Source organism: Marinobacter sp. P4B1 (assembly GCF_001447135.1).
In the GTDB taxonomy this organism is placed as follows: domain Bacteria; phylum Pseudomonadota; class Gammaproteobacteria; order Pseudomonadales; family Oleiphilaceae; genus Marinobacter; species Marinobacter vinifirmus.
The window spans coordinates 218,940-242,260 of sequence record NZ_LLXM01000015.1 but is presented as its reverse complement, the minus strand read 5'-3'; the positions used below and the strand labels follow the sequence as shown (position 1 = coordinate 242,260).

Annotated in this window: 24 protein-coding genes; 12 read left to right on the top strand and 12 right to left on the bottom strand. The window is 60.3% G+C overall.

Going from position 1 to position 23,321, the window contains the following annotated elements; all coding sequences use genetic code 11:
* Positions 1-4: 4 nt before the first annotated feature.
* Together AQ621_RS12805 and AQ621_RS12800 are read left to right on the top strand one after the other, a co-directional pair.
* A complete protein-coding gene (locus AQ621_RS12805; RefSeq protein WP_058341770.1) occupies positions 5-1,087 on the top strand; it encodes an efflux RND transporter periplasmic adaptor subunit in 1,083 nt (360 codons plus the stop codon).
* Positions 1,087-4,113: an efflux RND transporter permease subunit gene (locus tag AQ621_RS12800; protein ID WP_022988119.1), complete on the top strand. Its 3,027-nt coding sequence runs from the start codon at positions 1,087-1,089 to the stop codon at positions 4,111-4,113. Before AQ621_RS12805 ends, AQ621_RS12800 begins: the two co-directional genes overlap by 1 nt.
* A gap of 18 nt (positions 4,114-4,131) precedes the next feature.
* Here AQ621_RS12800 and AQ621_RS12795 read toward each other — a convergent pair whose 3' ends face one another.
* The 5 genes from AQ621_RS12795 to AQ621_RS12775 form a co-directional block, all read right to left on the bottom strand.
* Positions 4,132-5,184 carry a succinylglutamate desuccinylase gene (locus AQ621_RS12795; protein ID WP_058341769.1) on the bottom strand — a complete coding sequence of 351 codons (1,053 nt, stop codon included), beginning with the start codon at positions 5,182-5,184 and terminating at the stop codon, positions 4,132-4,134.
* A gap of 204 nt (positions 5,185-5,388) precedes the next feature.
* A complete protein-coding gene (locus tag AQ621_RS12790; protein WP_058341768.1) occupies positions 5,389-6,111 on the bottom strand; it encodes an ABC transporter permease in 723 nt (240 codons plus the stop codon).
* Between the two features lie 3 nt (positions 6,112-6,114).
* Complete coding sequence (locus AQ621_RS12785) at positions 6,115-6,819, bottom strand: ABC transporter permease (protein ID WP_022988122.1); 705 nt, start codon at positions 6,817-6,819, stop codon at positions 6,115-6,117.
* 50 nt (positions 6,820-6,869) lie between these two features.
* Positions 6,870-7,616 (bottom strand): transporter substrate-binding domain-containing protein, encoded by a 747-nt coding sequence (locus tag AQ621_RS12780; protein WP_058341767.1) that lies wholly within the window; start codon positions 7,614-7,616, stop codon positions 6,870-6,872.
* Positions 7,617-7,703: 87 nt separating this feature from the next.
* Positions 7,704-8,474 carry an ABC transporter ATP-binding protein gene (locus tag AQ621_RS12775; protein ID WP_058341766.1) on the bottom strand — a complete coding sequence of 257 codons (771 nt, stop codon included), beginning with the start codon at positions 8,472-8,474 and terminating at the stop codon, positions 7,704-7,706.
* Positions 8,475-8,666: 192 nt separating this feature from the next.
* On the opposite strand from AQ621_RS12775, the gene AQ621_RS12770 reads away from it, so the two are divergent.
* A complete protein-coding gene (locus tag AQ621_RS12770; protein ID WP_058341765.1) occupies positions 8,667-9,098 on the top strand; it encodes a DUF4124 domain-containing protein in 432 nt (143 codons plus the stop codon).
* A gap of 76 nt (positions 9,099-9,174) precedes the next feature.
* Positions 9,175-10,386 carry a multidrug effflux MFS transporter gene (locus AQ621_RS12765; protein WP_058341764.1) on the top strand — a complete coding sequence of 404 codons (1,212 nt, stop codon included), beginning with the start codon at positions 9,175-9,177 and terminating at the stop codon, positions 10,384-10,386.
* A 3-nt stretch (positions 10,387-10,389) separates the two neighbouring features.
* On the opposite strand, the gene AQ621_RS12760 is transcribed toward AQ621_RS12765, so the two are convergent.
* The 4 genes from AQ621_RS12760 to AQ621_RS12745 form a co-directional block, all read right to left on the bottom strand.
* Positions 10,390-11,202: an ABC transporter ATP-binding protein gene (locus AQ621_RS12760; protein ID WP_058341763.1), complete on the bottom strand. Its 813-nt coding sequence runs from the start codon at positions 11,200-11,202 to the stop codon at positions 10,390-10,392.
* A complete protein-coding gene (locus AQ621_RS12755) occupies positions 11,199-12,188 on the bottom strand; it encodes a FecCD family ABC transporter permease (RefSeq protein WP_058341762.1) in 990 nt (329 codons plus the stop codon). The genes AQ621_RS12760 and AQ621_RS12755 overlap by 4 nt, the downstream gene beginning before the upstream one ends.
* Positions 12,189-12,210: 22 nt before the next feature.
* On the bottom strand, positions 12,211-13,161 hold the full coding sequence (locus AQ621_RS12750) for a FecCD family ABC transporter permease (RefSeq protein ID WP_227508332.1): 951 nt from the start codon (positions 13,159-13,161) through the stop codon (positions 12,211-12,213).
* An 83-nt stretch (positions 13,162-13,244) separates the two neighbouring features.
* Positions 13,245-14,204 carry an ABC transporter substrate-binding protein gene (locus AQ621_RS12745; protein WP_058341761.1) on the bottom strand — a complete coding sequence of 320 codons (960 nt, stop codon included), beginning with the start codon at positions 14,202-14,204 and terminating at the stop codon, positions 13,245-13,247.
* A gap of 127 nt (positions 14,205-14,331) precedes the next feature.
* On the opposite strand from AQ621_RS12745, the gene AQ621_RS12740 reads away from it, so the two are divergent.
* The 3 genes from AQ621_RS12740 (at position 14,332) to AQ621_RS12730 (ending at position 18,277) form a co-directional block, all read left to right on the top strand.
* The gene (locus AQ621_RS12740; RefSeq protein WP_058341760.1) at positions 14,332-15,285 is read left to right on the top strand and encodes a LysR family transcriptional regulator; all 954 of its coding nucleotides are present in this window, start codon (positions 14,332-14,334) and stop codon (positions 15,283-15,285) included.
* 93 nt (positions 15,286-15,378) lie between these two features.
* Entirely contained in the window at positions 15,379-17,400 is a 2,022-nt protein-coding gene (locus AQ621_RS12735; RefSeq protein WP_058341759.1) for a TonB-dependent receptor domain-containing protein, read from the top strand.
* Positions 17,401-17,410: 10 nt separating this feature from the next.
* Positions 17,411-18,277 carry an ABC transporter substrate-binding protein gene (locus tag AQ621_RS12730; protein WP_058341758.1) on the top strand — a complete coding sequence of 289 codons (867 nt, stop codon included), beginning with the start codon at positions 17,411-17,413 and terminating at the stop codon, positions 18,275-18,277.
* 71 nt (positions 18,278-18,348) lie between these two features.
* On the opposite strand, the gene AQ621_RS12725 is transcribed toward AQ621_RS12730, so the two are convergent.
* Both AQ621_RS12725 and rhtB read right to left on the bottom strand, forming a co-directional pair.
* Positions 18,349-18,648, bottom strand: coding sequence for a DUF2218 domain-containing protein (locus AQ621_RS12725; protein WP_058341757.1), 300 nt, complete (start codon positions 18,646-18,648; stop codon positions 18,349-18,351).
* Positions 18,649-18,766: 118 nt separating this feature from the next.
* Positions 18,767-19,387, bottom strand: coding sequence for a homoserine/homoserine lactone efflux protein (gene rhtB / locus AQ621_RS12720; RefSeq protein WP_058341756.1), 621 nt, complete (start codon positions 19,385-19,387; stop codon positions 18,767-18,769).
* Between the two features lie 75 nt (positions 19,388-19,462).
* Here rhtB and AQ621_RS17690 point away from each other — a divergent pair, with 75 nt between their 5' ends.
* The 5 genes from AQ621_RS17690 to AQ621_RS17380 all read left to right on the top strand — a co-directional run bounded on the left by AQ621_RS17690 (position 19,463) and on the right by AQ621_RS17380 (position 22,837).
* Positions 19,463-19,618, top strand: coding sequence for a hypothetical protein (locus AQ621_RS17690; protein ID WP_022988135.1), 156 nt, complete (start codon positions 19,463-19,465; stop codon positions 19,616-19,618).
* Between the two features lie 135 nt (positions 19,619-19,753).
* Positions 19,754-20,503 carry a ParA family protein gene (locus tag AQ621_RS12715; RefSeq protein WP_058341755.1) on the top strand — a complete coding sequence of 250 codons (750 nt, stop codon included), beginning with the start codon at positions 19,754-19,756 and terminating at the stop codon, positions 20,501-20,503.
* A gap of 49 nt (positions 20,504-20,552) precedes the next feature.
* The gene (locus tag AQ621_RS12710) at positions 20,553-21,221 is read left to right on the top strand and encodes an alpha/beta hydrolase (protein ID WP_058341754.1); all 669 of its coding nucleotides are present in this window, start codon (positions 20,553-20,555) and stop codon (positions 21,219-21,221) included.
* A complete protein-coding gene (locus AQ621_RS12705; RefSeq protein WP_058341753.1) occupies positions 21,218-22,453 on the top strand; it encodes an aromatic amino acid transporter in 1,236 nt (411 codons plus the stop codon). Before AQ621_RS12710 ends, AQ621_RS12705 begins: the two co-directional genes overlap by 4 nt.
* 15 nt (positions 22,454-22,468) lie before the next feature.
* A complete protein-coding gene (locus AQ621_RS17380) occupies positions 22,469-22,837 on the top strand; it encodes a redoxin family protein (protein ID WP_082641073.1) in 369 nt (122 codons plus the stop codon).
* 88 nt (positions 22,838-22,925) lie between these two features.
* Here AQ621_RS17380 and AQ621_RS12695 read toward each other — a convergent pair whose 3' ends face one another.
* Positions 22,926-23,321, bottom strand: a complete 396-nt coding sequence (locus tag AQ621_RS12695) for a helix-turn-helix domain-containing protein (protein WP_022988140.1) — start codon at positions 23,319-23,321, stop codon at positions 22,926-22,928.

Here is a 23,321-nt window from a genome sequence, read left to right as displayed (position 1 = left end):
AGTCATGTCTCTCTTCGCGCGTTCATTGCCAATAACTCTGGCCAGCATGCTGCTGGCTGTCGTGTCTTTATCCGGCTGCAACAGCAGTGCCTCCGAACAGGCTGCAGACCAGCCGGTATCGGTTCGGGGGGCCGAGGTAACCGGTGGCCAGGTGGTGGAAATTCCGCTGCGCTTCTCCGGTATTGTGCGGGCGGCCCAACGGGCCACCCTGACTTTTCAGGTGAGCGGTACGCTGAAAGAGCGACCGGTGGAACTGGGGCAGACAGTGAAAGCCGGAGATGTGCTGGCCAGTGTGTATAACCCGGCCCTGGAACCGGCAAGGGATTCTGCTGCGGCCCGGCTGGATGAACTGAAAACCCAGTACGACCAGGCCCAGCGGGAATGGGAACGTTCCAGCCGCTTGCATCAGCGCGGTGTGGTCTCGGAACAGAATCTGGAACAGATCGCCGCCCGGAGGGATTCCCTGCGGGCCAGCATGGCTACGGCCCGGGCCTCCCTGGCGGAAGCTACCCGGTTACTGGAAGAAAGCGTATTGAAAGCCCCGTTTGCCGGCCAGGTAGAAGCCCTGCTGGTAGAGCGGGACGAATTTGTCGCCGCCGGGCAGCCGGTGGTTCGCCTGTCTTCCCCACTGGGCCGTGAAGTGGAAGTGCGGGTGCCCGCGCATCTGTTGGGTCATGTGCGGCTCGGGCAGGAGCTGCCGGTCTGGCTGGTGCAGGACCGCAACCGGGAGCCGGCTACCGGCACGGTGGTGGAAATTGCCCAGGGCAGCTCCATCCGTGGCGAGCTGCATCCGGTATTGGTGAGCCTGCCACCGAATTCCCTTTCTGCCGGTGAACCGGTGGAGGTCGGCATTGCCCCGGTTCAGGAATCTGCGGTTACCGTGCCGCTGCTGGCGGTGATGCGGGACAGCACTGGAACCAGCGTGTTCCGGGTTGAAAATTCCGTGGCCTACAAGGTGCCGGTGGAGGTGGACCGGGTGATCGGTGAACGGGTAATGATCCATACCGGTGCCCTGAACCCGGGGGATCAGGTGGTCTATGCCGGTATGACCCGGCTGGTGGATGGTGACACCGTGGAGGTGCGCTGATGACCCGCCGCCTGCTGAATTACCAGCGCTTGCTGGGCATGGTGGTAACCATGCTCTGTGTGCTGGGTATCGCCGCCTACAGCACCATGCCACGCCAGGAAGACCCTACCTTTCCGTACCGGGCCGGCATGGTGACTGTGAGCTATCCGGGCGCCAGCGCCGAGGCGGTTGAGCGCCTGGTACTGCGCCCGTTGACCGATGAACTGCGCCAGGTGGAAGAGCTGGACTGGAGCCAGGGCACAGCACGCACCGGCGTGGCGCTGGCCCGCCTGAAACTGCGTGATCACATCTACGACACTGACAGCGCCTGGGACCGGGTGCGCCAGGCCATGGAACGGGCACGGCAGGATTTCCCGGACGATGTCGGCCTGATGACCCTGGATGACCGGCTGATTGATATTCCTGCGGTGGTGCTTGCGGTGGGTGGTTCGTCGTCCGTCACCGAACTCTCCGGTGTGGCGGAGAAACTGAAGCAGAACCTGCTGGATATTCCCGGCATCTCCCGTATCGACCTTGAGGGCGACGCCGACGAACAGATTACCCTGGCGCTGGACGACGCCGCGCTTTACCGCCTTGGTGTAGCGCCCAAACGCATCCTGGATACCCTGGCCCGGCGAAACCAGACCATCCCCGGGGGCTTTGTGGTGGTGGAAGGCAAGCGGTTGTCGGTTCTTCCCAATACCGAGTTTGCTGATATCGACGCCATTCGCGCTACGCCCATCGAGTTGCCGGATGGCTCCCAGGTGCCGCTGGCGGCAGCCGCGGAAGTCTGGCGCGGCCCGGCGGAGCCCCGGCAGCCGGAAACCTGGTTTGATGGTGAGCGGGTCGTGCTGCTTTCGGTGATCATGGAAGAAGGTTCCACCGACGCCATCCGTTTCGGCGAGCGTATTCGCGAGCGGCTGGAACAGGTACGTGCTGACTTCGAGCCCTACGAAATCCGCGAAATGTTCTTCCAGCCCGACAAGGTATCCGACCGGCTGGACGACCTGGCCTGGAGCCTGGTGCTGTCGGTGCTGATTATCGTAGCGGTGGTGTTTACCGGCATGGGTATTCGCATGGGGCTGCTGGTGGCATCCATCCTGCCCATGGTGGCCCTGATCAGTGTGGGGCTGTACGACCTGGGCGGTGGCGTGCTGCACCAGATTGCCGTGATCGGCATGGTGATCTCGCTCGGTATCCTGATTGATAACGCCATTGTGATTGTGGAGAACATCCAGGGTCACCTGGACGAAGGCATGCGCCGGCTGGATGCCCTGCGCAAGGCCGTTGGCGAGCTGGCCGGGCCACTGGGTGCGTCTACCGGCACCACGCTGGCAGCCTTCGCACCCCTGCTGATGGCCAAGGGCGGTGCGGCTGATTTCACCCGTGGCGTGCCGGTGATGATCATGCTCACGCTGTCGGTCAGTTACCTGCTGGCCATTTCCGCCGTGCCGCTGCTGGCGGCCCGGTTCCTCAAGCCGCGAAAGAATATCCACAAAGACCGGCTGATGGGCCTGGCCCGTTCGCTGGGGGGCCTGGTGTATCGCTATCCGGGCCGTTTGATTGTCGCGGGCACTCTGTTGGTCGCCATCAGCGTGGGCATGACGCCGTTCATGGCCCAGCAGTTTTTCCCCAACGCAGACCGGCCCCGGGTTATTGTCGAAGTGTATCTGCCCGAAGGCACCGACCAGGCACAAACCTCCGAGGCCGCTGCGGAGCTGGAACGGGCCATTCGCGCCCGCCCGGAAACCCTGGAAGTGCACCGGTTTGTCGGTTTCACCGGCCCGGCGTTTTACTACAACCTGCAGCGAGCGCCCCAGGCACCTAACCGGGCCAGGCTGGTGGTGCGTACGCCGGCGCTCGAAGACACCACAGACCTCGTAGACTGGATTCGCCATGAGCTGGCGCCCACCGTGCCGGAGCTGGATATTTCTGCCGGTATTCTGGGGCAGGGGCCGCCGCGTACCGCGCCGGTTGAAGTGCGAATTTATCACCCCGATGACGCTACCCGGGCCCGTGCCACCGAGCAGGTGTTCAGTGTGCTGCGTGGCGTAACCGGCACCGTTGACGTACGGCACGACCTGGACATCGGTGTGCCCAGCATTGCCATCAACGTAGACGACGCCACCGCCGCCCGTTACGGCCTGACCCGTGCAGACGTAGCCCAGAGCCTGTACGGCCAGAGCTATGGCGTGGTGGCCGAGCGTTACCGGCAGGAAGATGATCCTATCCCCATCATCCTGCGCTCCCGGGAAGGCACCGCGTTGTCGCTGTCACGCCTGTTGTCGGTGAACACCTACAACGACCAGGGGGATGCCATTCCGCTGTCGGCCGTGGCCACGGTTGAAACCACCTGGGAGCCGGCGGCCCGATACCTGAGAAACGGCGTGCGGGTGAATGCGGTAACGGCGAACCTGGAAGACGGCTACAGCTTCAGCCAGGCCCTGGACGGCTTGTTCGCAGCACTGGACGAACAACCCCTGCCCGCCGGTACCCGGGTAGAGCTGGGCGGCGATGCCGAAGGCTCCAACAATGCCAACAGTGCCCTGCTGACCGCAGCGCCCATCGGCATCCTGTTGCTGCTGTTTTTCCTGCTACTGCAGTTCAACTCCTTCCGTCGGGTTGGCATCATCCTGCTGACGGTGCCGCTGGCCACCGTGGGAATCTTCCCGGGGCTGGTCTTGTCCGGCTCGCCGTTCGGCTTTCAGTCGTTGCTGGGGGTGATTGCGCTGGTGGGCATTGTGGTGAACAACGCGATCGTATTGCTGGATGTGATGGACCGGGAGCTGGAAAAAGGCCGGGCCATTGCCGATGCCGTGCGCACCGCGGTAGAACAACGTACGCGCCCCATCCTGCTGACCACAGCCACCACCGTGGCCGGCCTGCTGCCGCTGGCATTCTCCAGCTCCACGCTGTGGCCACCCATGGCCTGGGCCATTATCTCCGGCCTGCTGGCCAGTACCGTGCTCACCCTGCTGGTGATTCCATCGGTGTGCGCCAAGGTCATCAAACTGCCAGTTGCCGAGCCGGAAAACGCCCCGGCGTAAAACAACAGGGCCGGGTCATCACCCGGCCCTGAACTCGTTCTTCGCCCGAATCATCAAACCCACGCGCTGCCCAACCGGCACATGGGGATTGGGAAACACCACCGCCTCCGGCGCCGTACCCACCCGGTAGCTTGTTCTGTCATCTTCCCAGATCACCGTGCCGGGCTGGTACTGGGTAAAATTCGCCACCTCATCCGGTACATGAAACCGGAACGACGGCCCCGTGTTCAACACCTCATGCACCACCTCGAACACCGTTAACCGGTCAAATGGCGGCCGGGCCTGTGGCGCCGGCTTCCCGCAAAACCGCCGGCGCAATGCCCGCTCAATGCCGCGGAACCGTCGCAAATCATTCCGTCCGAACGGTTCAACCTTGCCCAGCTCCACTGTAAAACTCTCGGCCTTCAAAAGGCTGGATGTAAACGACGAAAACACCGTGGATTCCTGGTGTTGAAGCAGCAACGTCTCCACCTCCGCCTCCAGTAAAAACTCACACTGGGCCGCCGGCACCGACCGCCCCGACACAAACGGATACAAGGCAAACCGCTCCCGCTTCGATGGCCGAATCGCCGTATGCAAATCATAGTGACTCAACGCCAGCCCATGATGCGCCATCGCAAACTGCCGGCAGATCTCCTCCAGAAACTGCGCCCGCCGCGCCTCCGGCAAACCCTTATACTTCGCCTGCCCATGGGCCCCGTTAAACAGCCGGTTCATATTCACATCCACAAACCGCTGCCCCGCCACCATCGCCGGCGGATTACCCAGAATCAGCAACAACGGACACCCCAGCTGCCACTCGCCGGCAAACAACTCCGACACCAACCCGTTCAACACCTCAATCGGCGCCGTCTCATTCCCATGAACCCCGGCCGACACAATCAGCGCTTCCTTGTTCACATTCTCCCGCCCGGCCGGCGGCGTCAGCCACAACACGCCGTTGGCCTTCCGTGAAACCTGTGTTCCGTCCGGCAGCTGTCGCTTGGTTTCGGGTAGGTCAGAGGAGGCAGAGGCCAGGGTGTGAGCCAGCCAGTCAGGGTGGAAGTCAAAGAGGTGATTTGTAGCGTTCATAGGCTCTCCGCAGAGAAGAGGCGAAACAGGAAGCCCCGTCAGATGTTTGGGGACAGCCGGCAGGGAGCGCCTTCCGGGAATTTCGAAGGCCAAGGATGGCCTGAGAGAAGCGCACATGGATGTGCTCGTAGCGGTTCCCGGAAGGCGCTCCCTGCTGGCTGGCCTTGGCACCGATGCTGGCGGCCAGGAATCACGAACATGAAATCAGGAGTTCACAGGCCGCTGATGCCGCAAAAGATGATTCTCCAATTTGCGGAAAACAAACACCAGGATAAACGTCAAAGCCATGTAGCAAAGCGCCACAAAAATAAACGCCTCAAAAGGAGCATAGAACCGCGAATAAATATTCCGCGCCGCCCCCGTAAGATCCACAATCGTCACCACACTGGCAATCGCACTCGCATGAAGCATAAAAATCACCTCATTCGAGTATGCCTGAACCGCCCGCCGCGCCGCACTCGGCAGAATAATCCGCCGCATCCGCAGGAACCAGTTCATACCGTAAGCCTTCGCCGCCTCAATCTCGCCATTGGGTGTGGAAATAATCGCCCCCCGGATAATCTCCGTGGTATAGGCAGCGGTATTCAGGGTAAACGCCAGCAGGGCAGGGTACAGCGGCTCCTTGAAAATCTCCCACCAGAAAGTGTCCTGAATACCCGGAATCTGGGCCACACCATAGTAAATGATATACAGCTGGATCAGCAGCGGTGTGCCACGGAACAGATAGGTGTACAGCCAGATAGGGCCAGACACGAACGGATTCTTCACGGTGCGCAGGATCGCCAGTGGCACCGCCACAACCAGGCCAATCACCAGCGACAGGAACACCAGATGCACCGTAGTGACCAGGCCATCCCAGTACTCCATGATGGTCATGGCATTAAAAATATCGTTCTGGTTCAGCCACTCAGCAATGAAATCAGGCATCACTTAATTCCCCCGAACCACGCCGACATTGGCCCGCTTGTCGAGCCACTTGATGAACAACTCCGAACCCGCCGTCAGCGCCAGGTAAACCGCCGCCACCGGAATAAAGAAGTGGAACGGCATGCGCTCGGCCTTGGCGGCTTCTTCCGCCACCCGCACCATATCGGTCAGGCCGATGATCGACACCAGCGCCGTGGTCTTCAGCAGCACCTGCCAGTTATTGCCGATGCCGGGCAGGGCGTGGCGCAGCATTTGCGGAATCATCACCCGGCGGAAGGTGTGCCAGGTGGAAAAACCATAGGCCCTGGCGGCCTCGATCTGGCCCTTCTCAACGGCCAGGAACGCGCCCCGGAAGGTTTCCGTCATATAGGCGCCGAAAATCAGCCCGATGGTCACCACGCCAGAGATGAACGGATCGAACTGGAAAAAGAAGTCGATTTCACGGGTTTCCCACAGATAGTCCGACAGGGCATTCACCGCCACCTGGCCGCCGTAATAGAACAGCAGCATCATCACCAGGTCTGGCACGCCACGAATCAGCGTGGTGTAGGCGGTGGCGACACCGGTCAGCACCCGGCTGCCAGAAAGCTTCGCTGAGGCGCCAAGCAGGCCCAGGGTGAGGGAGAGTGCCAGTGAGAAGAAGGCCAGTTCAATGGTAACCACGGCGCCTTCGGCGAGGGCCGGGCCATAGCCTTTCAGATCAAGCATGGGAATGTCCGGAAAGCAGGGGAGCAGCCTTCAGGCTGCTCCCGGGGTCGTCAGATCTTGATGTCGTAGCTGAAGTACTTCTGCATGATGGTGTCGTAGGTACCATCTTCTTTCAGCTTCTTCAGGGCCGCGTTCACGTCGTCAGCCAGCTTGGCATCACGCTTGCGCATGGCAACGCCCACACCTTCGCCCAGCTTAACCGGCTCGCCCACTTCCTTGTAGCCTTCCTTGTTCAGAACGGTCTGCTCACCCACCGGATAGTCTACGAAAACCACGTCCAGACGCTGGCCTTCCAGGTCCAGGACCATGTCTTCAGCGGTGGTGTAGCGCTTGATGTTCACCACGCCACCCATGTTCTCGGTTACGTAGGTGTCCATGGTGGTACCGCGCTGCACGCCTACGGTCTTGTCTTTCATGGCGTCCATATCGGTTACGTCAGTGTTGAAAGACTCGGGGCCGAACCAGCCGCCCGGGGTGATGTAGTACGGTTCGGAGAACAGTACCCGCTCGGCGCGCTCCGGGGTGATCGACATGGAAGACATGATCAGGTCGAATTTACGGGCCAGCAGGCCGGGAATCATGCCGTCCCATGCCTGGATAACGAACTCGCAGTTGGCCTGCAGTTCTTCACACATGGCGGTGGCCAGCTCTACTTCGAAGCCGGTCAGTTCGCCGTTGTCGTCGCGGTACTCGAACGGCTCGTAGGGAATATCAAAGGCGATCCGAAGATCCTGGGCCTGGGCGGTGCCGGTCATCATGGCCAGGGCACAGCTTGCTGCAACAATCAGTTTTTTCATGTGTCACTTCTCCAGTAATTTGCCGTTAAGGCTTTATTCTTTGTGGAAGTTTCAGTTCCATTACCGGTTTCAAGATAGCACCGGGATTCAGAACTTGGGAGCAAGAAATTGCTTCATGCGCTCGGATTCCGGGTGATCGAACACCTTGTCCGGCGATCCCTGCTCCTCAATCACGCCCTGATGCAAGAACAGGACCTGAGTAGACACATCCCTTGCAAAAGCCATCTCGTGGGTAACCACAATCATGGTGCGGCCTTCCTCGGCCAGACTTTGCATAACTTTCAATACTTCGCCCACCAGCTCCGGGTCCAGGGCCGAGGTGGGTTCGTCAAACAGCATCACTTCCGGCTCCATGGCCAGGGCTCGGGCAATGGCCGCACGCTGCTGCTGTCCGCCGGACATCTGGGCCGGGTAGTAATCCTTGCGTTCGTAGATGCCGACTTTGTTCAGGTACGCCTCGGCCCGCTCGATGGCTTCCTTTTTAGGAATTTTCAGGACATTCACCGGGGCTTCTATAATGTTTTCCAGGACGGTCATGTGGGACCACAGGTTAAAACCCTGGAAGACCATGGACAGCCGGGCGCGAATCAGTTCTACCTGCCGGTTATCGGCCGGAATGCGCTCGCCCTTGCGGTTGTTTTTGAACCGGATTGGGTCACCGTGCACGATAATGTCGCCAGAAGTGGGTGTTTCCAGCAGGTTAATGCAGCGCAGAAAGGTACTTTTACCTGAACCGGAGCTGCCGATCAGGGAAACCACATCGCCCTTGCGGGTTTCCAGAGAGATGCCCTTGAGGACTTCAAGCTGATCAAAGGTCTTGTGGATGTCCCTGCAAATCAGAGGCGCGGGTTCCGCCATGGGGTGACTCCTGGGGGCTGTCATTCAAAGGCGCATGTTTTACGGACTGTAGCCGTGGAAATCAATACCGCTTTGTAGGGTTTTGGTGAAAATAGCAGCAGTTTCCTGCAGAATATTCTGGCGTAATGTTTGATCAATGCAAGCAATACCATAACCAGATTAGTCATAAACACTTTCACAGGATGTGGAATCATGCCAAGGATAATGGCCCTGAGCCTGCTATGTGTGGCGCTGGCAACACCCGCGACCGCCGAAATCTACCGCTGGACGGATGCCAACGGCGCCATCCACTTCTCCGATACGCCTCCGAAACAGCAGCGGCATTCCAATGTGACGGTACAGCCGCCGGTGACTGTGCCGATGAGTGAGAACATTCGCCAGGCCGATAAGGTGCGCCGTAGCCGGGCTGAAGTGGACCGCCTGCTGGAGCCCGGTTCCAACGACCGCTATGCCCGGGCCCGGGAAACCGCAAAACTGGCCAAACAGTGTGAGAAATACCGAAAGCAGCTGGACCGGATTCAGGGCCAGCTCAGGGCCGGATACGGCAATGACCGGGGCAACAGGCTGCGGCAAAAACGGCGCCAGGTCAGTCAGTTATACAGCCGGGAGTGTATGCTCAATTAGTCGGGTTTGCGGAAAACTCTGATTGCTGTTTGATAATAATTACTGTTAGCTATCTACCTTGCACAGGAGGTAGATTTTGTCCCACTTTCAGCTCGCACTGTTACTCGGCATGACCGTTGCGCTGGGGCCGTTGGCCCTGGATGCGTATTTGCCGGCGTTTCCCAGCATCGCCGATGGCTTCGGCATTCCCCATGCCGATGTTGGCCTTACCCTGAGTGCCTATGTGGCGACGCTGGGGCTTGCGCAGCTGGTGGGCGGGCCGCTGTCGGACCGTTACGGGCGCCGGAACATCCTGTTTGCGGGGCTTGCGGTGTTTGCGGTGGCCAGCCTGATGGTCGCGCTGGCCGACAACCTCACCAGTATGATCGCCTGGCGGGTGGTGCAGGGCATTGGCGGTGCCTTCTGTGCGGTATCGGTACCGGCCATTGTGCGGGACCAGGTTGGCGGACAGGAAGCCGCCCGACTGTTCGGGCTGATCGGGCTGATCATGTTTATTGCCCCGGCGGCGGCACCGTCCCTTGGTGCCCTTATGCTGGCGCTGGGCGACTGGCACCTGATCTATGTGTTCCTGGCCGGCTACGCCTTCTTCCTGGCCGTGGTGCTTCAGCTGGCTTTGTTTCCCCGTCTCAAGCCCCGGCCCCGGGCAACAACTCCCGTCAAAACCCTGGTGACCAACTACATGCTGGTGCTCAGGCACCGCACCACCATGCGATTTATCGGCATCCAGGTAATGTGCTTCAGCAGCATGATGCTGTTTATCACCCATTCGTCATTCATCTACCAGGAGTGGTTCGGGCTGTCGAACAGCACCTTCTCCATGCTGTTTGCCGCCAATATCGGTTTGATGGCGGTGCTGAACCTGATCAACCGGCCACTGCTGCGCACCTTCTCATCGGTGGTTTTGCTGCGGGTGCAGGTGATTATTCAGTTCGTGATGCTGCTTGGCCTGGTTGCGGTGGTGATGATGGACGGCCCCTTGTGGGCGGTGGCCGGGTTTATTATCGCCGCGGTGGGCTGTCAGGGCGGTATTGTGCCGAATAACATGGCGAATGCCCTGGAGTTCTTCCCGCATATGGGCGGCACCGCAGCGGCTATGTTGGGGGCGTCCCAGTTTACCCTGGCGGGGACCATCAGCGCCCTGTCTGCCGCATTCGGGGGTGAAGCGTTGCTGCCGATTGCCCTGAGTATGCTGGCCTGTTCAGTGGGCGCAGTGTTGCTGTCACTGGGTGCCCCGGCGGCAGTAGCCCGGGAGAAAGCCGCAGAAGCGTCGGCGGAGGCTGCGGCCTGAGGTTCAGGCCGTGCTGAAGTTGCTGTTGCGCCGCACATTCACCAGCAGCGGGCTGCCGGTAGCCGGGTCCTGAATCAGGTCGCAGCTTACCCCGTAAAGTTCCTGTACCAGCTCCGGCGAGACAATCTCCGCCGGAGTACCTTCCTCGATAATCTTCCCGGCTTTCATGGCCACCATGTGGTCCGCATAGCGGCAGGCGCTGGCCAGGTCGTGCACCACCATGGCGATGGTCTTGCCTTGCCCGCTCAGGGTACGAATCAGTTCGAACACTTCAATCTGGTGGCCCAGGTCGAGCGCCGAGGTGGGTTCGTCCAGCAACAGCAGTGGCGTTTGCTGGGCCACCGCCATGGCAATCCAGGCCCGCTGGCGCTGTCCGCCCGAGAGGGTATCCAGCGCACGCTCCGCCAGGCCGGCAACATCTGCCGCCTGCACTGCATGATCAAACGCCTGCTGATCGTCGTTTGACCACTGCTTCATCCAGCCCTGATGGGGCTGGCGGCCGAAACGTACCAGGTCGGCCACGGTCAGGCCTTCCGGGGCGGTGTTGTCCTGGGGGAGCAGCGCCAGTTTGCGGGCTACGTCTTTGGACGGCAGGCGGTGAATGTCCTTGCCGTCCAGCAGCACCGAGCCCTTTGCCGGAGCGTGGATGCGGGCCAGGCCGTTCAGCAGGGTGGATTTGCCGCAACCGTTGGGGCCGACAATGGCGGTCACCTTGCCGGTGGGCAGGGCCACGCTCAGGTTTTCGGCCACGGTGAAATGGCGATGGGCCAGGGTAATGCTGTCTGCCGCCAGGGTCGCGGTTTGTGCAGGGCTCATGTCAGGCTCCTTCGGGAAGGTTTCAGCAGAATCCACAGCAGGTAGGGGCTGCCAACAATGGCGGTAATGATGCCCACCGGAATTTCCAGTGGCGAAAACAGGGTGCGCCCGAGCAGGTCTGCTGCCACCATAAAAGTGGCTCCGGCCAGTGCCGAGGCCGTCAACGGAACCTTGCCGGGCCGGCAGATAGTTCGGGCCAGCTCCGGTGCCAACAGGGCAATGAGCCCCACCGGGCCGCATACAGACACCGCCAGGCCGGTGAGCAACACCGACAGCGCCAGCCCCAGAATACGGGTCGCTTTCAGGCGGGTGCCCAGGGCGATCGCTACAGCATCGGAAAACTGTAGGGTATTCAGGGCCCGGCTGATCAACATCAGGATGGCATAGCCGGCGGCCAGGCCGATAGCCAGTACCAGCACGCTGTTGCCGGAGCGGGCATTCAGGCTGCCCACGGTCCACGGATAGGCGGCGTTGGCAGCGTCGATGGCCACCCGGCTGAGCATCACCTGGGTGACCGCGCCAGCGATGGCGCCAATGCCGATGCCGGCCACAATAAACCGGTAGCCCCGGGTGCCGTTGGCGCCGGCCAGGCCAAAGGCGATGGCAGTAGCGCAGGCGGCACCGGCCAGGGCCATGGCAGAGGGGGCCAGCGACAGGCCCACACCCACCACGGATGCTACGGCAAAGGCAGTGGCGGCGTTATCGATACCGATTATGCCCGGCGTGGCCAGGCGGTTCCGGGCCAGGGTCTGCATCAGGCAGCCGGCCATGGCCAGGGCTGCGCCGCTGAGCAGGCCGGCAACAACCCGGCTAAGACGCAGTTCATTGACGACAAAGGCGGTCATTGGGTCTGCGTTGCCCATGAGGGCCTGCAGAACATCCGGTGGTGGGACCTGAACGGTGCCCATCGATAGCGATGTGATCACCGCCAGTAGCAGCAAAACCAGCAGGCTGCTGTTGGCAAGGGTGGTGCGTTTATCCGGCATGATTAATCAGTAAACCTCAGGGTTACAGCGACGGCATACGGCCGGCACGAACAATGGCCAGCAGCACCGGGGCGCCGATCAGTGCGGTGACTACACCAAGGGGCAATTCCGCCGGGGCGGCGATCAGGCGTGAGACCACGTCTGCGGCCAGCACCACCGCCGGGCCCACCGGCACACACAGCCACAGGGTTTTGCGGATATCCGGCCCGGCAAAGGCCCGGGCAATAAAGGGCACCACCAGCCCGACAAAGATCAGCGGCCCGGCCAGGGCGGTGGCTGATCCCACCAGCAAGGCCACCGCCAGCACGATCAGGAACCGGATGCGCCCCGGATGATGCCCCAGGCCTACGGCCGCTTTTTCGCCCAGCGCCATGGCGGCGAGAGGCCGGGCAACGATAACGATAAGAATCAGTGCAGCCAGGATCGAGGGCAGGGTGGCTTGCAGCATGCTGAGCGGTTTGCCGGCGATGCTGCCGGTAATCCAGAAACGGATTTCATCAGCGGCACGTTGGTCCATCAGCATCAGCATGGAGGTAAGGGCCAGCAGCAGGCCGGTTAGAGTGGCACCGGCCAGAATCAGCCGGACCGGGTCGTTACCCAGCCCCTGTACACGAGTGGCCGCGATAACCAGTGCACAACCGGCCAGGGCGCCCAGCTGGGCAACGAAGCTGGTCAGGGTGGCGGTGCTGGCGCCAAACAGAATGGCCAGGGCCACGGCAAAGCCACTGCCGGCACTTACGCCCAACAGGCCCGGCTCGGCCAGCGGGTTGCGGGTCATCGACTGCAGCAAGGCGCCGGCCAGGCCAAGCGCAAGGCCGGTCACCAGGCCGATGATCGTGCGTGGCAGCCGTAATTCGCTCACCACAAACCGGGCTTCTTCGCTGCCACTGCCGGCGAGCACCATAAAAGCTTCGCTGGCCGAGATCGGGCCGGCCCCGTAGAGCAGGCTGGCGATGATGATCAGAAACAACAAAAGCCCCGCCGCAATAAGCGGCAGGGAAAGAGCGCGAGACGCAACTGCGCTGGTTGGGGATAAAGCGTTCAAGGGCTCGGCCTTCAGGGCTGGATTGCGTTCACGGCAGCTTCGATATCATCCAGGATCGCAAGCGCGGCAAGGGGGCCAGTGGCGCTGGTCCAGAGCTGGCCGCTGACACCGATAACCCGGTCGTTCTGCACCGAATTCAGCCGGGCAAAGGCCGGGGACTTGCGGGCGGCGTCCAGCGCCTTGTCGCCGTCTTCGTTCAGCGTGGCCAGGAACACCCAGCTCTGGTCCATGCTGGACAGGTTTTCCAGGCTCAGAGGCTCGCTGTGCGGGCGTCCTTCTTTCACCAGATCCTTGTCGGTCAGTTCAAAACCCACGGCCTGCAGCAGCGATGCGGAAAACAGGCCCTCAGCCATCACCAGCGGCCCCTGGGGCATCCAGCGCACCAGGGCAGCATCACGCTGACCGGCCGGGATCTTTGCAGAGACCACTTGCGCCACCTCGGTAATCCGCTCCTTCACCTGTCCGATTACCTTTTCAGCCTCGGCTTCGCGGCCCATGGCCTTGGCGAACAGCCGGGTTTCACGTTCCCAGCTGTCTGTCTGGAACATAGGCACGTTGGAGGCAACCACCGGCGCAATACGGGACAGCAACGCTACCTGCTGCTGGTTAATGCGGGGCGGGGCCAGGATCAGGTCCGGCTGTGCGGCAATCACCGCTTCGATGTTGGTTTCCGCCGGTGCACCGACAATCGCGATGTCGCCGGCTTCGGATTTGATGTACTCGGCCACATCGCTGCCGCCACGGGTAATGACTGCCCCCACGGCATTGGCATCAACCGCCAGCGCAGCGTCCAGTGCGCCTTCGTACAGGGTGACTACACGCCCTGGCTGGCCGTTGATCTGCACCGGACCGTATGCGGATTCAACCGTGCGGGTTTCGGCCATGGCCTGGCCGAGGCCACCAGAAGCTACGGCGACAACGGTCAGGGCTTGAACCAGTGTGCTGCGAAGGCGGTTTGATAGCTGTGACATACCGGAAATTCTCCATGCCGTGGCGTTAGATAGTTTGCAATTCAAAGTGGAAAAGAATGATAATGGTTCGCATTAATATTTTAAAGCCTTAAACCGGAACGGTCTGTTGCAAAATATGGAACGAACAATGTACGACCTCGAAGAGCTGGAAGCCTTTGTCTCGGTAGTGCGCACCGGCAGCCTGACAGCCAGCACCCGGGACCTCGGCTGCCCGAAATCTACCCTCAGCCGGCGTATTCGCCAGCTGGAAGAGGCGGTGGGCCAGCCCTTGTTGCTGCGCCAGTCCAGAAAAGTGGTACCGAACGACGCGGGGCGGGTGTTCTATCGATACAGCAACGACATCCTGGAACTGGCGGCCCGGGGAAGGGAGGCCCTGGACGAACTGAAAGAGGAAGTCAGCGGCCAGCTGGAGCTGCGCTGCCATGAATCTTTGGTGCGCGGCTGGTTTGCCGGCGTGGTGGAAGCCTTTATGGACGACTACCCGGACCTGCGGGTGGCGCTGCATACCCAGCAGCAGATGCCGGAAAAGCTGGATAACGGAATCTGCCTCTGGCTTGGCGCCGTGCCGCAATGCCCGTTACGACAGGAACGGCTGGGGCTGCTTGCCCAGAGTGTGTATGCCAGCCCCGGCTACCTGGAACGGTCTGGCTTGCCGGCAACTCCCGGAGAGCTCGGGCGACACGCCTGGGTGGATATGCTGGACCGCCATGGCGGGGGAAACGTGCTGCACAATTCGGCGCTGGGCACTTATCCGCTATCCGCTCCGGAACGACAATTTACGGTTGACCAGTTCTGTGTTCAGGGCGATGCCATCGCCGCTGGCCGGGGCCTGGGGCTGATGCCGGACTGGCTGGTAGAACAGCGTATGCGCGCCCATCCCGGCAGTTTCCGCCGCTGCCTGCCGGATTGGCGCGGCCCGGATTTGCCAGTAACCCTGCTTTACCCCCACGGCCACCTGCCGCGCCGGGTCCGGGCTTTTATTGCCCATTTGAGAAGCTCGGTACCCATAGCCTGGCTGGCCGGCTCCTGCGTAGCGGAGGACGTTGTTCCGGATATTGGAACAGATCATATCAACACCTGAACCCTTGCCTTGTGTTAATGTTGTCGCAACTAATAATGATTCGCATCTGCATGGCGAATCAAAAGTCAACGTTGCACAACACAAGGAGTTTTCATGCGTCGTCCTCTTCTGGCCTCCGCGATCGCACTGGTGAATGCCGGAGCTGCTTTTGCCCAGCCGGCCCCGGTTGAACTTGGTGAAATTGTAGTTACAGCATCGGGGTTTGAGCAGAACATCTCCGATGCGCCGGCGAGTATTTCAGTGATCTCCAATGATGAACTGGCCAAGAAATCCTACAAAAGCATTGTCGACGCGGTGAATAACATCCCGGGTGTGTACGTCACCGGTGGTGGCGGGGCACAGGACATCAGCATCCGGGGCATGGACGACAGCTACACGCTGTACCTGGTGGACGGTCGGCCAGTGTCTGCCGGTCGCTCGGTAAACACCAATGGCCAGGATGGTGGCAAGCAGATTGCCCTGCCGCCAATTTCAATGATCGAGCGGGTGGAAGTGATCCGCGGGCCCATGTCTTCACTCTATGGCTCTGAGGCCATGGGCGGTGTCATCAACATCATCACCCGTAAAAACCGGGGTGAGTGGGCTGGCACTATATCCTCCGAATACACCCAGTCTTTCAACGATGTGAGCAACGACAGCAAGCAAACCAGCCTGTTTGCCGGTGGTGCGTTGGTCGAAGGTTTGCTGAGTGCCGAGGTTAATGCCTCCTGGTCGGGTGACGATGAAAGCGATTTCGCCGGCGCCGACGATTCCGCCAGAAGTACCCCGGAAAGCAAGCGCACGATGGGCGGAGCCAAGCTGATTTTCACTCCGGATAACCAAAACGAATTTGCCCTGAGCTATGACAGCTCCCGCCTGGAAGAAACCAGCACTCCGGGCAAAAGCGTGGCCCTGGATGAAACCGGGTCAACCTACATCTACGACAAAGACGTTTACGTGCTCTCCCACGCCGGTAACTACGGTAACTGGATGACCAGGAGCTTTGTTCAGCACGATCTTTCCGAGCGGGTGCAGGACCAGACCAAGAAAGAGCAGGTGTCGATGCTGGATACCCAGGCAACACGGTTCTGGGGTGATCATGTGGTTACCGTGGGTGGCCAGTACAAGCAGGAAAAACTGACTGACGAAACCAACGGTTTGCTCACATCCAATATCCCGGGTGCCGTGCGCAGTGTTGACCGCTGGATTGCCGCTGTTTACTCGGAAGTGGAGTGGGGCCTGACCGACGACTTCTCGGTGACCACCGGCCTGCGTTACAACGACGACGAACTGTTTGGCGGCGAGTTCTCGCCCCGGGTCTATGCGCTTTACGACCTGACGCCTGAGCTGACCCTGAAAGGCGGCGTGTCGACCGGCTATCGCCAGCCCGGACTGGCGGATGTCACGGAAGGGTTTGGCCGTGGCACCGGTGGCGCTGGCTCGCCTGCACCTCACCCCCGAGCGCTGATCATCGGCAACCCGGATCTCGACCCCGAGTCCAGTATCAGCTATGAGGCCGGTATGGTCTTCGACAGCCGGGCCATGGGCCTGAATGCGAGCGTGATGCTGTTCCAGACCGATTTCAAAGACAAGATTGCGGAAGATCGCTTCTGCGAATCCCCGAATGGCGACAGGGGTGACCCAGACACCTGGACCTGCGCATTCGAGGGCAATGACTACCTGTTCCTGAGTACCCGGGCCAACATCGACGAAGCCGAAATGCGCGGTATCGAGCTGACGCTCGACTACGACCTGACCGATGCGGTAACCCTCAGTTCCAGCTACACCTACACCGATTCCGAGCAGAAAACCGGTGATTTCAAGGGTGAGCCCCTGAACAAGGTTCCCGAACACATGGCTAACGCCAACCTGGACTGGCAGGCCGGCGGCCGCCTGAACCTGTGGTTCCAGACTAACTATCGTGGCGAAACCAGTGACTTCCTTGGCCGCAGAGATATGGAGAGCGGAACGCCGGGTTACACGCTGATGGATGTGGGCTTGTTGTACCGGCTGACGGATACCGCCCGGGTAACAGCGGGCCTGTACAACCTCGCCGATAAAGAAATTACCAACGATGACTACGGCGTGGTGCTGGATGGCCGCCGCCTGAACCTTGGCCTTGCGGTCGACTTCTAAGGAGAATTGCATGAACTCACTGAAACTCACCCTGGCCGGAGCCCTGGCAGGCCTTACGCTCGCGGGCTGTGCAACCACCGCTTCGGACACCGGCCCGACCGTGGTCAGCTACGACCACGGTGCCCTGGACACGCTGCTGGAGTTGGGGCTGGAAGATAAGGTCCTGGCCATTCCTCAGCAGGGGCTGCCGGACTACCTGGCTGATCTTGGGGCCAAACTGCCGGATGCCGGCAGCTTGAAAGAACCTGACCAGAAGCTGCTGGCAGACCTGCAGCCGGAGCTGGTTTTGATGACCGGTCGTCAGGGCGCCGATGCCCAGATTTCGGCAGCAAAGGTTGCCCCTGTGCGCGATGTAACCCTGGCCACAGGCGACTTTCGTGATGCGGTAAGCGCCAATGTTATCAGCCTGGCGAGTTACTATGGCCTTAAAGAAACCGCAGGCCTCAAGCTGGGCGAGCTCTGGCAGCATGTGGGTGAACAGAAAGCGGAGCTGGCTGATGCCGGCACAGTTACCGTGGTTACCCACAACGATGGCAACTTTTCTTTGCGCAGCGAGCCCGCTGTTTATGAGCTGCTGGCGCTGACGCCGGCAATCGTTCCGGACTCTGTAGCGCCGGTTACGCGCGGCGAGCGCACCTTCTATCCGGTGAACGTCGAGACCCTGGCAGAGATGGCTCCGGATACCCTGCTGGTAGTGGATCGCAGCGCCGCGATCGGTGCTGAGCCGCTGCCGCAACAGGCACTGCAATCAGCCTTGAATGATGCCGGCGCCTCCACCCACGTTGTAGTGCTCAATCCCGGCCTTTGGTACCTCTCCGGCGGTGGCTTGCAGAGCGTACGCCTGCAGGTGGATGAGGTGGTCAGCGCCCTGCGCTGATGGGTTCGTAAAGGCAAAAAAGGGCCTGTCGGAGTGTTCCGGCAGGCCCTTTTGCGTGCTCTAAAACCGGATTATTGTGCCGGCTGCCAACTGACAGTCAGTTGCTCACCGTCTTTCATCGCGGCGGCAAACCGTTCCAGATGTGAGCCAATCACCTGCTGCACCTTGCTGAGGTCTTCTGCCGTTGTTGCGACCGCTTTCAGTGTGAGCACGGAATCCCTGGCCTCGAGAAAGCAGGTGCCCATATCAAACTCGACTTTACCCTCGGTTTCAGTCCACTCGACTTGGCGCTTGTGGCTGAAATGGCGGCACAGACGCGCCAGATAACGGGGTGCATTCGCGGACTCGATACGGGCTGTACTGGTGATCATCGTTTCTCGCTCCTGAAGAGTGTAGTGGCCTGCGGATCGCGGGATAGAAGGATGATTATCCATGATTCTTTCTGTATATGAAACTCATTCTCATTAATGGTCTGTCACCGATGGCGCATCAGGCCCGTTTGAAGCTGGCCAGAGCCACCGCCGCAGTGACAAGCAGGCCGCCGAAAACGCGGTTCATCTGCCGCTGGCGGTAAGGCGTTGTCATAAAGCGGAACAGTTGGCTGGCCAGCAGGGCATAACCCACCATGACCACAATATCCACCACAATCAGGGTGGCCCCCATGGTGGCTAGCTGTTGCCCGTGAGGCGACCCGGCACTCAGAAACTGGGGGAACAGGGCAATCAGAAAGATGGTCGCCTTGGGGTTGGTCAGATTAACCAGTGCGCCATTCCAGAACTGCTGGCGGGGGCTGAATCCGGACAGGTCTGCGCGGGTGGCTTCCACCGGTGCTTCGCGCCATTTCTGAATGCCCAGCCAGACCAGGTACACCACGCCAATCCACTTGATCACCATCAGGGCCGTGTTAGATGAAGCCACAATGGCACCCAGGCCTGCGCCCACCAGCACAATCTGTACGCCATATCCGAACTGCTGGCCGGCAATGGTGGGTAAGGACTTACGCACACCATAACGCAGGCCGCTGCTCATGGAGTTGACCGCGCCGGCACCCGGAGAAACACTGATCAGAAGGGCGGCGACCAGAAATGTGAGCCACACAGTGAGTGTCATTGCTTACGCTCGCGAAATTCAGGGGAATGTTATAATACGCGCCGTTAGAACCGAGCCAAACGAGGAGATACCGAGATGGCCAGAAAGAAGGCGAAAGCCACACAGCACAGTGCCGTGCAGCGCGAACTGAGAACGCCAAAATACCAGATGCGAGTAGTTGAAGACAAAACCAGGTACAAGCGCAGCCGGGACAAAAGTGTGCGGATGGAGGGCTTCCGCAAAGCCGCGTGAGCGTGGTTTTACGAAAGCCTTCCTTTCTGCCTGCCGGCTCCCGCGATAACTGTCATAAAAGCTTCATAGTTGCTGTCTTGGTGCCTGTTACCCTGTAATGTTTGGTAACAACGGATACAGCAGGAGCTCCCGTCCATGAGAATCATCGCCTTCTACAGCCCCAAGGGTGGCGTAGGCAAAACCGCCGCCGCAGTGAACACCGCTTATCTCGCCAGCCGCGCCAACATCAGCACACTGCTTTGGGATCTCGACCCGCAAGGGGCTGCCAGTTTTTACCTGGCGGGTGCGGAGGTCGTCAAAGGCCGTAAGCTGTCCAAGCTGTTAGAAGGCAAATCCCCCATTGCCCGCTTTATCCACGAAGACGTCTACCCCAATCTCGACTTTATCCCCGCCCACAGCAGCTTTCGCAACTTCGATATCAAGCTTGAGCACGAGGAAGGGCACAACGTCCTGAAAGACCTGCTGGCTCCGCTTTCCGAAGACACCAGTCTGGTGGTTCTGGACTGCCCGCCGACACTCTCGCGCCTGACCGAACAGGTTCTGGAAATGGCCGATAAGGTTTACGTGCCGGTGGTCCCTACCTGGTTGTCCCTCAACAGCTGGAATCAGTTACGGGAGTTTGTGAAAGACAAAAAGCTGGGTAACAAGAAACTCCGGCCGTTTTTCTCCATGGTCGACCGTCGCAAGAACCTGCACAGGGACATACTGGCCCAGGCGGAGGAGGTTTTCGGCCACCCTGCACCCGCGGCGGTACCCTACGCCAGCGCCGTGGAGCGCATGGGCGAGGAAGGTCAGCCCCTGGAGCTGCTGGCACCGAATACGCCTGCGGCGGCGGAGTTCCGAAAGCTTTGGGAGAGTGTTCGGAAGGATCTTTGGGCCAGGTGATGCGGAAAATGTTAAAGTCGCCGGTCTTTTCCTGATTTCCGGAGGCCCGATGACCACCCTGAACACCCTGCAAATCGACACCGGCGACAATCCCGAAACCACCATCATCTGGCTGCACGGCCTGGGCGCCAGCGGCCACGATTTCGAGCCGGTGGTTCCGGAGTTCCGGTTCTCCCGCGAGAAGCCAGTCCGCTTTATTTTCCCCCACGCCCCCGAGTTGCCGGTAACCATCAACGGTGGTTACGTGATGCCAGCCTGGTACGACATCCTCGCCATGGACGTAGACCGAAAGGTGGATGCCGAACAACTGCGGGCCTCGGCGGCGATGGTGGCAGAGCTGATCCGGCAGGAGCGGGAGCGTGGCATCGCCAGTGAGAACATCATCCTTGGCGGCTTCTCCCAGGGCGGTGCCGTGGCCTATGAACTGGCACTGAGCTATCCCGAGCGACTGGGTGGCCTGTTCGCCCTCTCCACCTATTTTGCCACCGCTGATTCTATCGAGCTGAGCGAGGCCAATCGCCGGCTTCCCGTCTTTATTGCCCACGGCCGGTTTGACCAGGTTGTTGCGGAACATCTTGGACAGGCGGCTCAGCAGAAACTGCAGGAGCTGGGGTACGAGCCGGAGTATCACGCCTATGGGATGGAGCACAGCCTTTGCCTGGAAGAAATTCGGGATCTGGATGTGTTTCTGGCCAAGCGGGTGGCGGGCGCAAAGTGACAGACCAGCCGGTTTCCAGACGATCTCCTTCACTCATCGGCGGCGCCAGCATCATCGCCAGCGTCTGTGTGGGCGCGGGTATGCTTGGCCTGCCAAGTTCCGGCGCCGGTGCATGGACGCTGTGGTCCAGCTTTGCCCTGATTCTCACCATGGTGGTGATGACGCTGTCCGGCTGGATGCTGCTGGAGGCCCTGAAGCATTATGACCTGAGGGCGTCGTTCAATACGGTCACCAAGTCCATGCTGGGGCCGCGGGTGAATATCTTCAGTAACCTGATGGTCTATTTTGTCGGCGGCATTCTGCTCTATGCCTACATTACGTCGTCCGGGCTGATCATCCAGGGCGTGACAGGAGTCAGCAGCAAGCTGGCGTCTGTGGCCTTTGTGGCGGTGTTTTCACTGGTGGTGTGGCACTCCACCCGGGCCGTGGACCGGCTTTCGGTGGTGCTGGTTACCTTCATGCTGCTGAGCTTTGTGTTGGGCGTATCCGGCCTCGCATCACGGATTGATTTCAATGTGCTGTTCGATACCGTCAACCAGCATGGCCAGTACGCACCCTACGCGCTGGCCATGTTGCCGGTGGCCCTGACCTCTTTCGGTTACCACCACTCGGTTGCTTCCCTTCGAGCCTATTATGGGGAAGAGCGGAAGGCGCAGAAGGCTATTCTCGGCGGCACCTCCATTGCCTTGCTTTTTTATATCGCCTGGCTGGTGAGCATCTTCGGCAATCTGCCAAGGGCCGACTTCGGGCCCGTTGTCGCCCGGGGTGGCGATGTCGACGTGCTGCTGGCGGCCCTGGGGTTTGCCATAGACTCCGAGCGTGTGGCCAATACCATCAGCGCCTTCTCTGCGGCGGCGATTCTGTCGTCCTTTGTGGGCGTGGGGCTGGGGACATTCGATTTCATGGCCGACCTCTTCGGTTTCGAAAACGACCGAAAGGGCCGCACCAAAACCTGGGCAATCACCTTCATCCCGCCGCTGCTGCTCTCTCTGATGGCACCCTTCGGATTTGTCCTGGCCATTGGCTATGCCGGCGCAGCCGCTGCTGTCTGGGCCTGTATCATCCCGGCACTGCTGGCCTGGAAATCAAGAGCACTTCAAGGTGGTAAAACAGGCTTTATGGCTCCGGGCGGGAAGGCGGCGATTGTGCTGGTTCTGTTGTTCGGAGTGGTGACGGTGCTGTTCCACTTTATGGGGCTGGCGGGGTGGTTGCCGGTGGCGCAGTTGGGGTGAGGGGCGTAGCCTTCAATACTTTTCGGGGTGCCAGGAGCTTTCACTCCGGGTTGTACAGCAACCCACCTGCCTGGCTTCGTAGTGAATTCAGACAAGATAAAGGCGACAGGCGTCGATGCCATCGTTTGTACGGCGGTCAATGATGCCTTCGTTATGGATGCCTGGGGTAAGTCTCAGAATGCCGTGGAGATTGTCCTGGCGGGTGATGGCAACGCTGAGTTCGCTAAGGCGATCGGGCTGGAGCAGGATCTGACTGAGCGTGGATTGGGCGTGCGTAGCAAGCGCTATGCGATGATTGTCAACGACGGCAAGGTCGAGCTGCTCAATATCGATACCACGGGTATTGATACCAGCAGTGCGGAAACCATTCTGGCCGCCCTTTGACCTTCAATATCAAACCGCTGGAAGTTGGCTGCCAATAGGTTGGCCTATAGGGCTCGCTGTGCCAGAGCGTCGGTTTGTTGTTCCCTTGTCAAGATCCTCTCGCGCTTGCGGCTTCGTGAGAGGGCCTCTGAACCAAGATGTCAGTTGGTATGCCCAGCCCATGGTTCAGCCTGCGAATCATATTCAGGCTTAGAGGCCGAACGCCATTCAGCACTTCGCTCACTTTGGAAGCCGAACCGAAAAAGGGCACGAGATCCTTGTTCTTAAGCCCTTGTTGCTCCATACGGAAGCGGATAGCTGATACGGGGTCGGGAAGGTCAATGGGGAACTGGCGCTGTTCATACTGTTCGATCAGCATCGCCAGAACTTCCAGCTCGTCGGCTTCCCGGGAGCCCTCTTGTGGATCAGCCTCCATCAGTGCCATAAGGCGCTCCAGAGCCGCCTCGTGCTCATCTGGAGTTTTGATGATTTTCAGATGGTCCAT

What these genes read in the sequence shown, in the direction of transcription:
- AQ621_RS12755 (WP_058341762.1), bottom strand. Translation starts at nt 12,188, where the DNA reads ATGCCGGATAAACGCACCACCCTTGCCAACAGCAGCCTGCTGGTTTTG.
- rhtB (WP_058341756.1), bottom strand. Translation starts at nt 19,387, where the DNA reads ATGACACTCACTGTGTGGCTCACATTTCTGGTCGCCGCCCTTCTGATC.
- AQ621_RS12730 (WP_058341758.1), top strand. Translation starts at nt 17,411, where the DNA reads ATGAACTCACTGAAACTCACCCTGGCCGGAGCCCTGGCAGGCCTTACG.
- AQ621_RS12790 (WP_058341768.1), bottom strand. Translation starts at nt 6,111, where the DNA reads ATGCCTGATTTCATTGCTGAGTGGCTGAACCAGAACGATATTTTTAAT.
- AQ621_RS12785 (WP_022988122.1), bottom strand. Translation starts at nt 6,819, where the DNA reads ATGCTTGATCTGAAAGGCTATGGCCCGGCCCTCGCCGAAGGCGCCGTG.
- AQ621_RS12715 (WP_058341755.1), top strand. Translation starts at nt 19,754, where the DNA reads ATGAGAATCATCGCCTTCTACAGCCCCAAGGGTGGCGTAGGCAAAACC.
- AQ621_RS12805 (WP_058341770.1), top strand. Translation starts at nt 5, where the DNA reads ATGTCTCTCTTCGCGCGTTCATTGCCAATAACTCTGGCCAGCATGCTG.
- AQ621_RS12780 (WP_058341767.1), bottom strand. Translation starts at nt 7,616, where the DNA reads ATGAAAAAACTGATTGTTGCAGCAAGCTGTGCCCTGGCCATGATGACC.
- AQ621_RS12775 (WP_058341766.1), bottom strand. Translation starts at nt 8,474, where the DNA reads ATGGCGGAACCCGCGCCTCTGATTTGCAGGGACATCCACAAGACCTTT.
- AQ621_RS17690 (WP_022988135.1), top strand. Translation starts at nt 19,463, where the DNA reads ATGGCCAGAAAGAAGGCGAAAGCCACACAGCACAGTGCCGTGCAGCGC.
- AQ621_RS12760 (WP_058341763.1), bottom strand. Translation starts at nt 11,202, where the DNA reads ATGAGCCCTGCACAAACCGCGACCCTGGCGGCAGACAGCATTACCCTG.
- AQ621_RS12740 (WP_058341760.1), top strand. Translation starts at nt 14,332, where the DNA reads ATGTACGACCTCGAAGAGCTGGAAGCCTTTGTCTCGGTAGTGCGCACC.
- AQ621_RS12725 (WP_058341757.1), bottom strand. Translation starts at nt 18,648, where the DNA reads ATGATCACCAGTACAGCCCGTATCGAGTCCGCGAATGCACCCCGTTAT.
- AQ621_RS12795 (WP_058341769.1), bottom strand. Translation starts at nt 5,184, where the DNA reads ATGAACGCTACAAATCACCTCTTTGACTTCCACCCTGACTGGCTGGCT.
- AQ621_RS12800 (WP_022988119.1), top strand. Translation starts at nt 1,087, where the DNA reads ATGACCCGCCGCCTGCTGAATTACCAGCGCTTGCTGGGCATGGTGGTA.
- AQ621_RS12735 (WP_058341759.1), top strand. Translation starts at nt 15,379, where the DNA reads ATGCGTCGTCCTCTTCTGGCCTCCGCGATCGCACTGGTGAATGCCGGA.
- AQ621_RS12695 (WP_022988140.1), bottom strand. Translation starts at nt 23,321, where the DNA reads ATGGACCATCTGAAAATCATCAAAACTCCAGATGAGCACGAGGCGGCT.
- AQ621_RS12745 (WP_058341761.1), bottom strand. Translation starts at nt 14,204, where the DNA reads ATGTCACAGCTATCAAACCGCCTTCGCAGCACACTGGTTCAAGCCCTG.
- AQ621_RS12770 (WP_058341765.1), top strand. Translation starts at nt 8,667, where the DNA reads ATGCCAAGGATAATGGCCCTGAGCCTGCTATGTGTGGCGCTGGCAACA.
- AQ621_RS12710 (WP_058341754.1), top strand. Translation starts at nt 20,553, where the DNA reads ATGACCACCCTGAACACCCTGCAAATCGACACCGGCGACAATCCCGAA.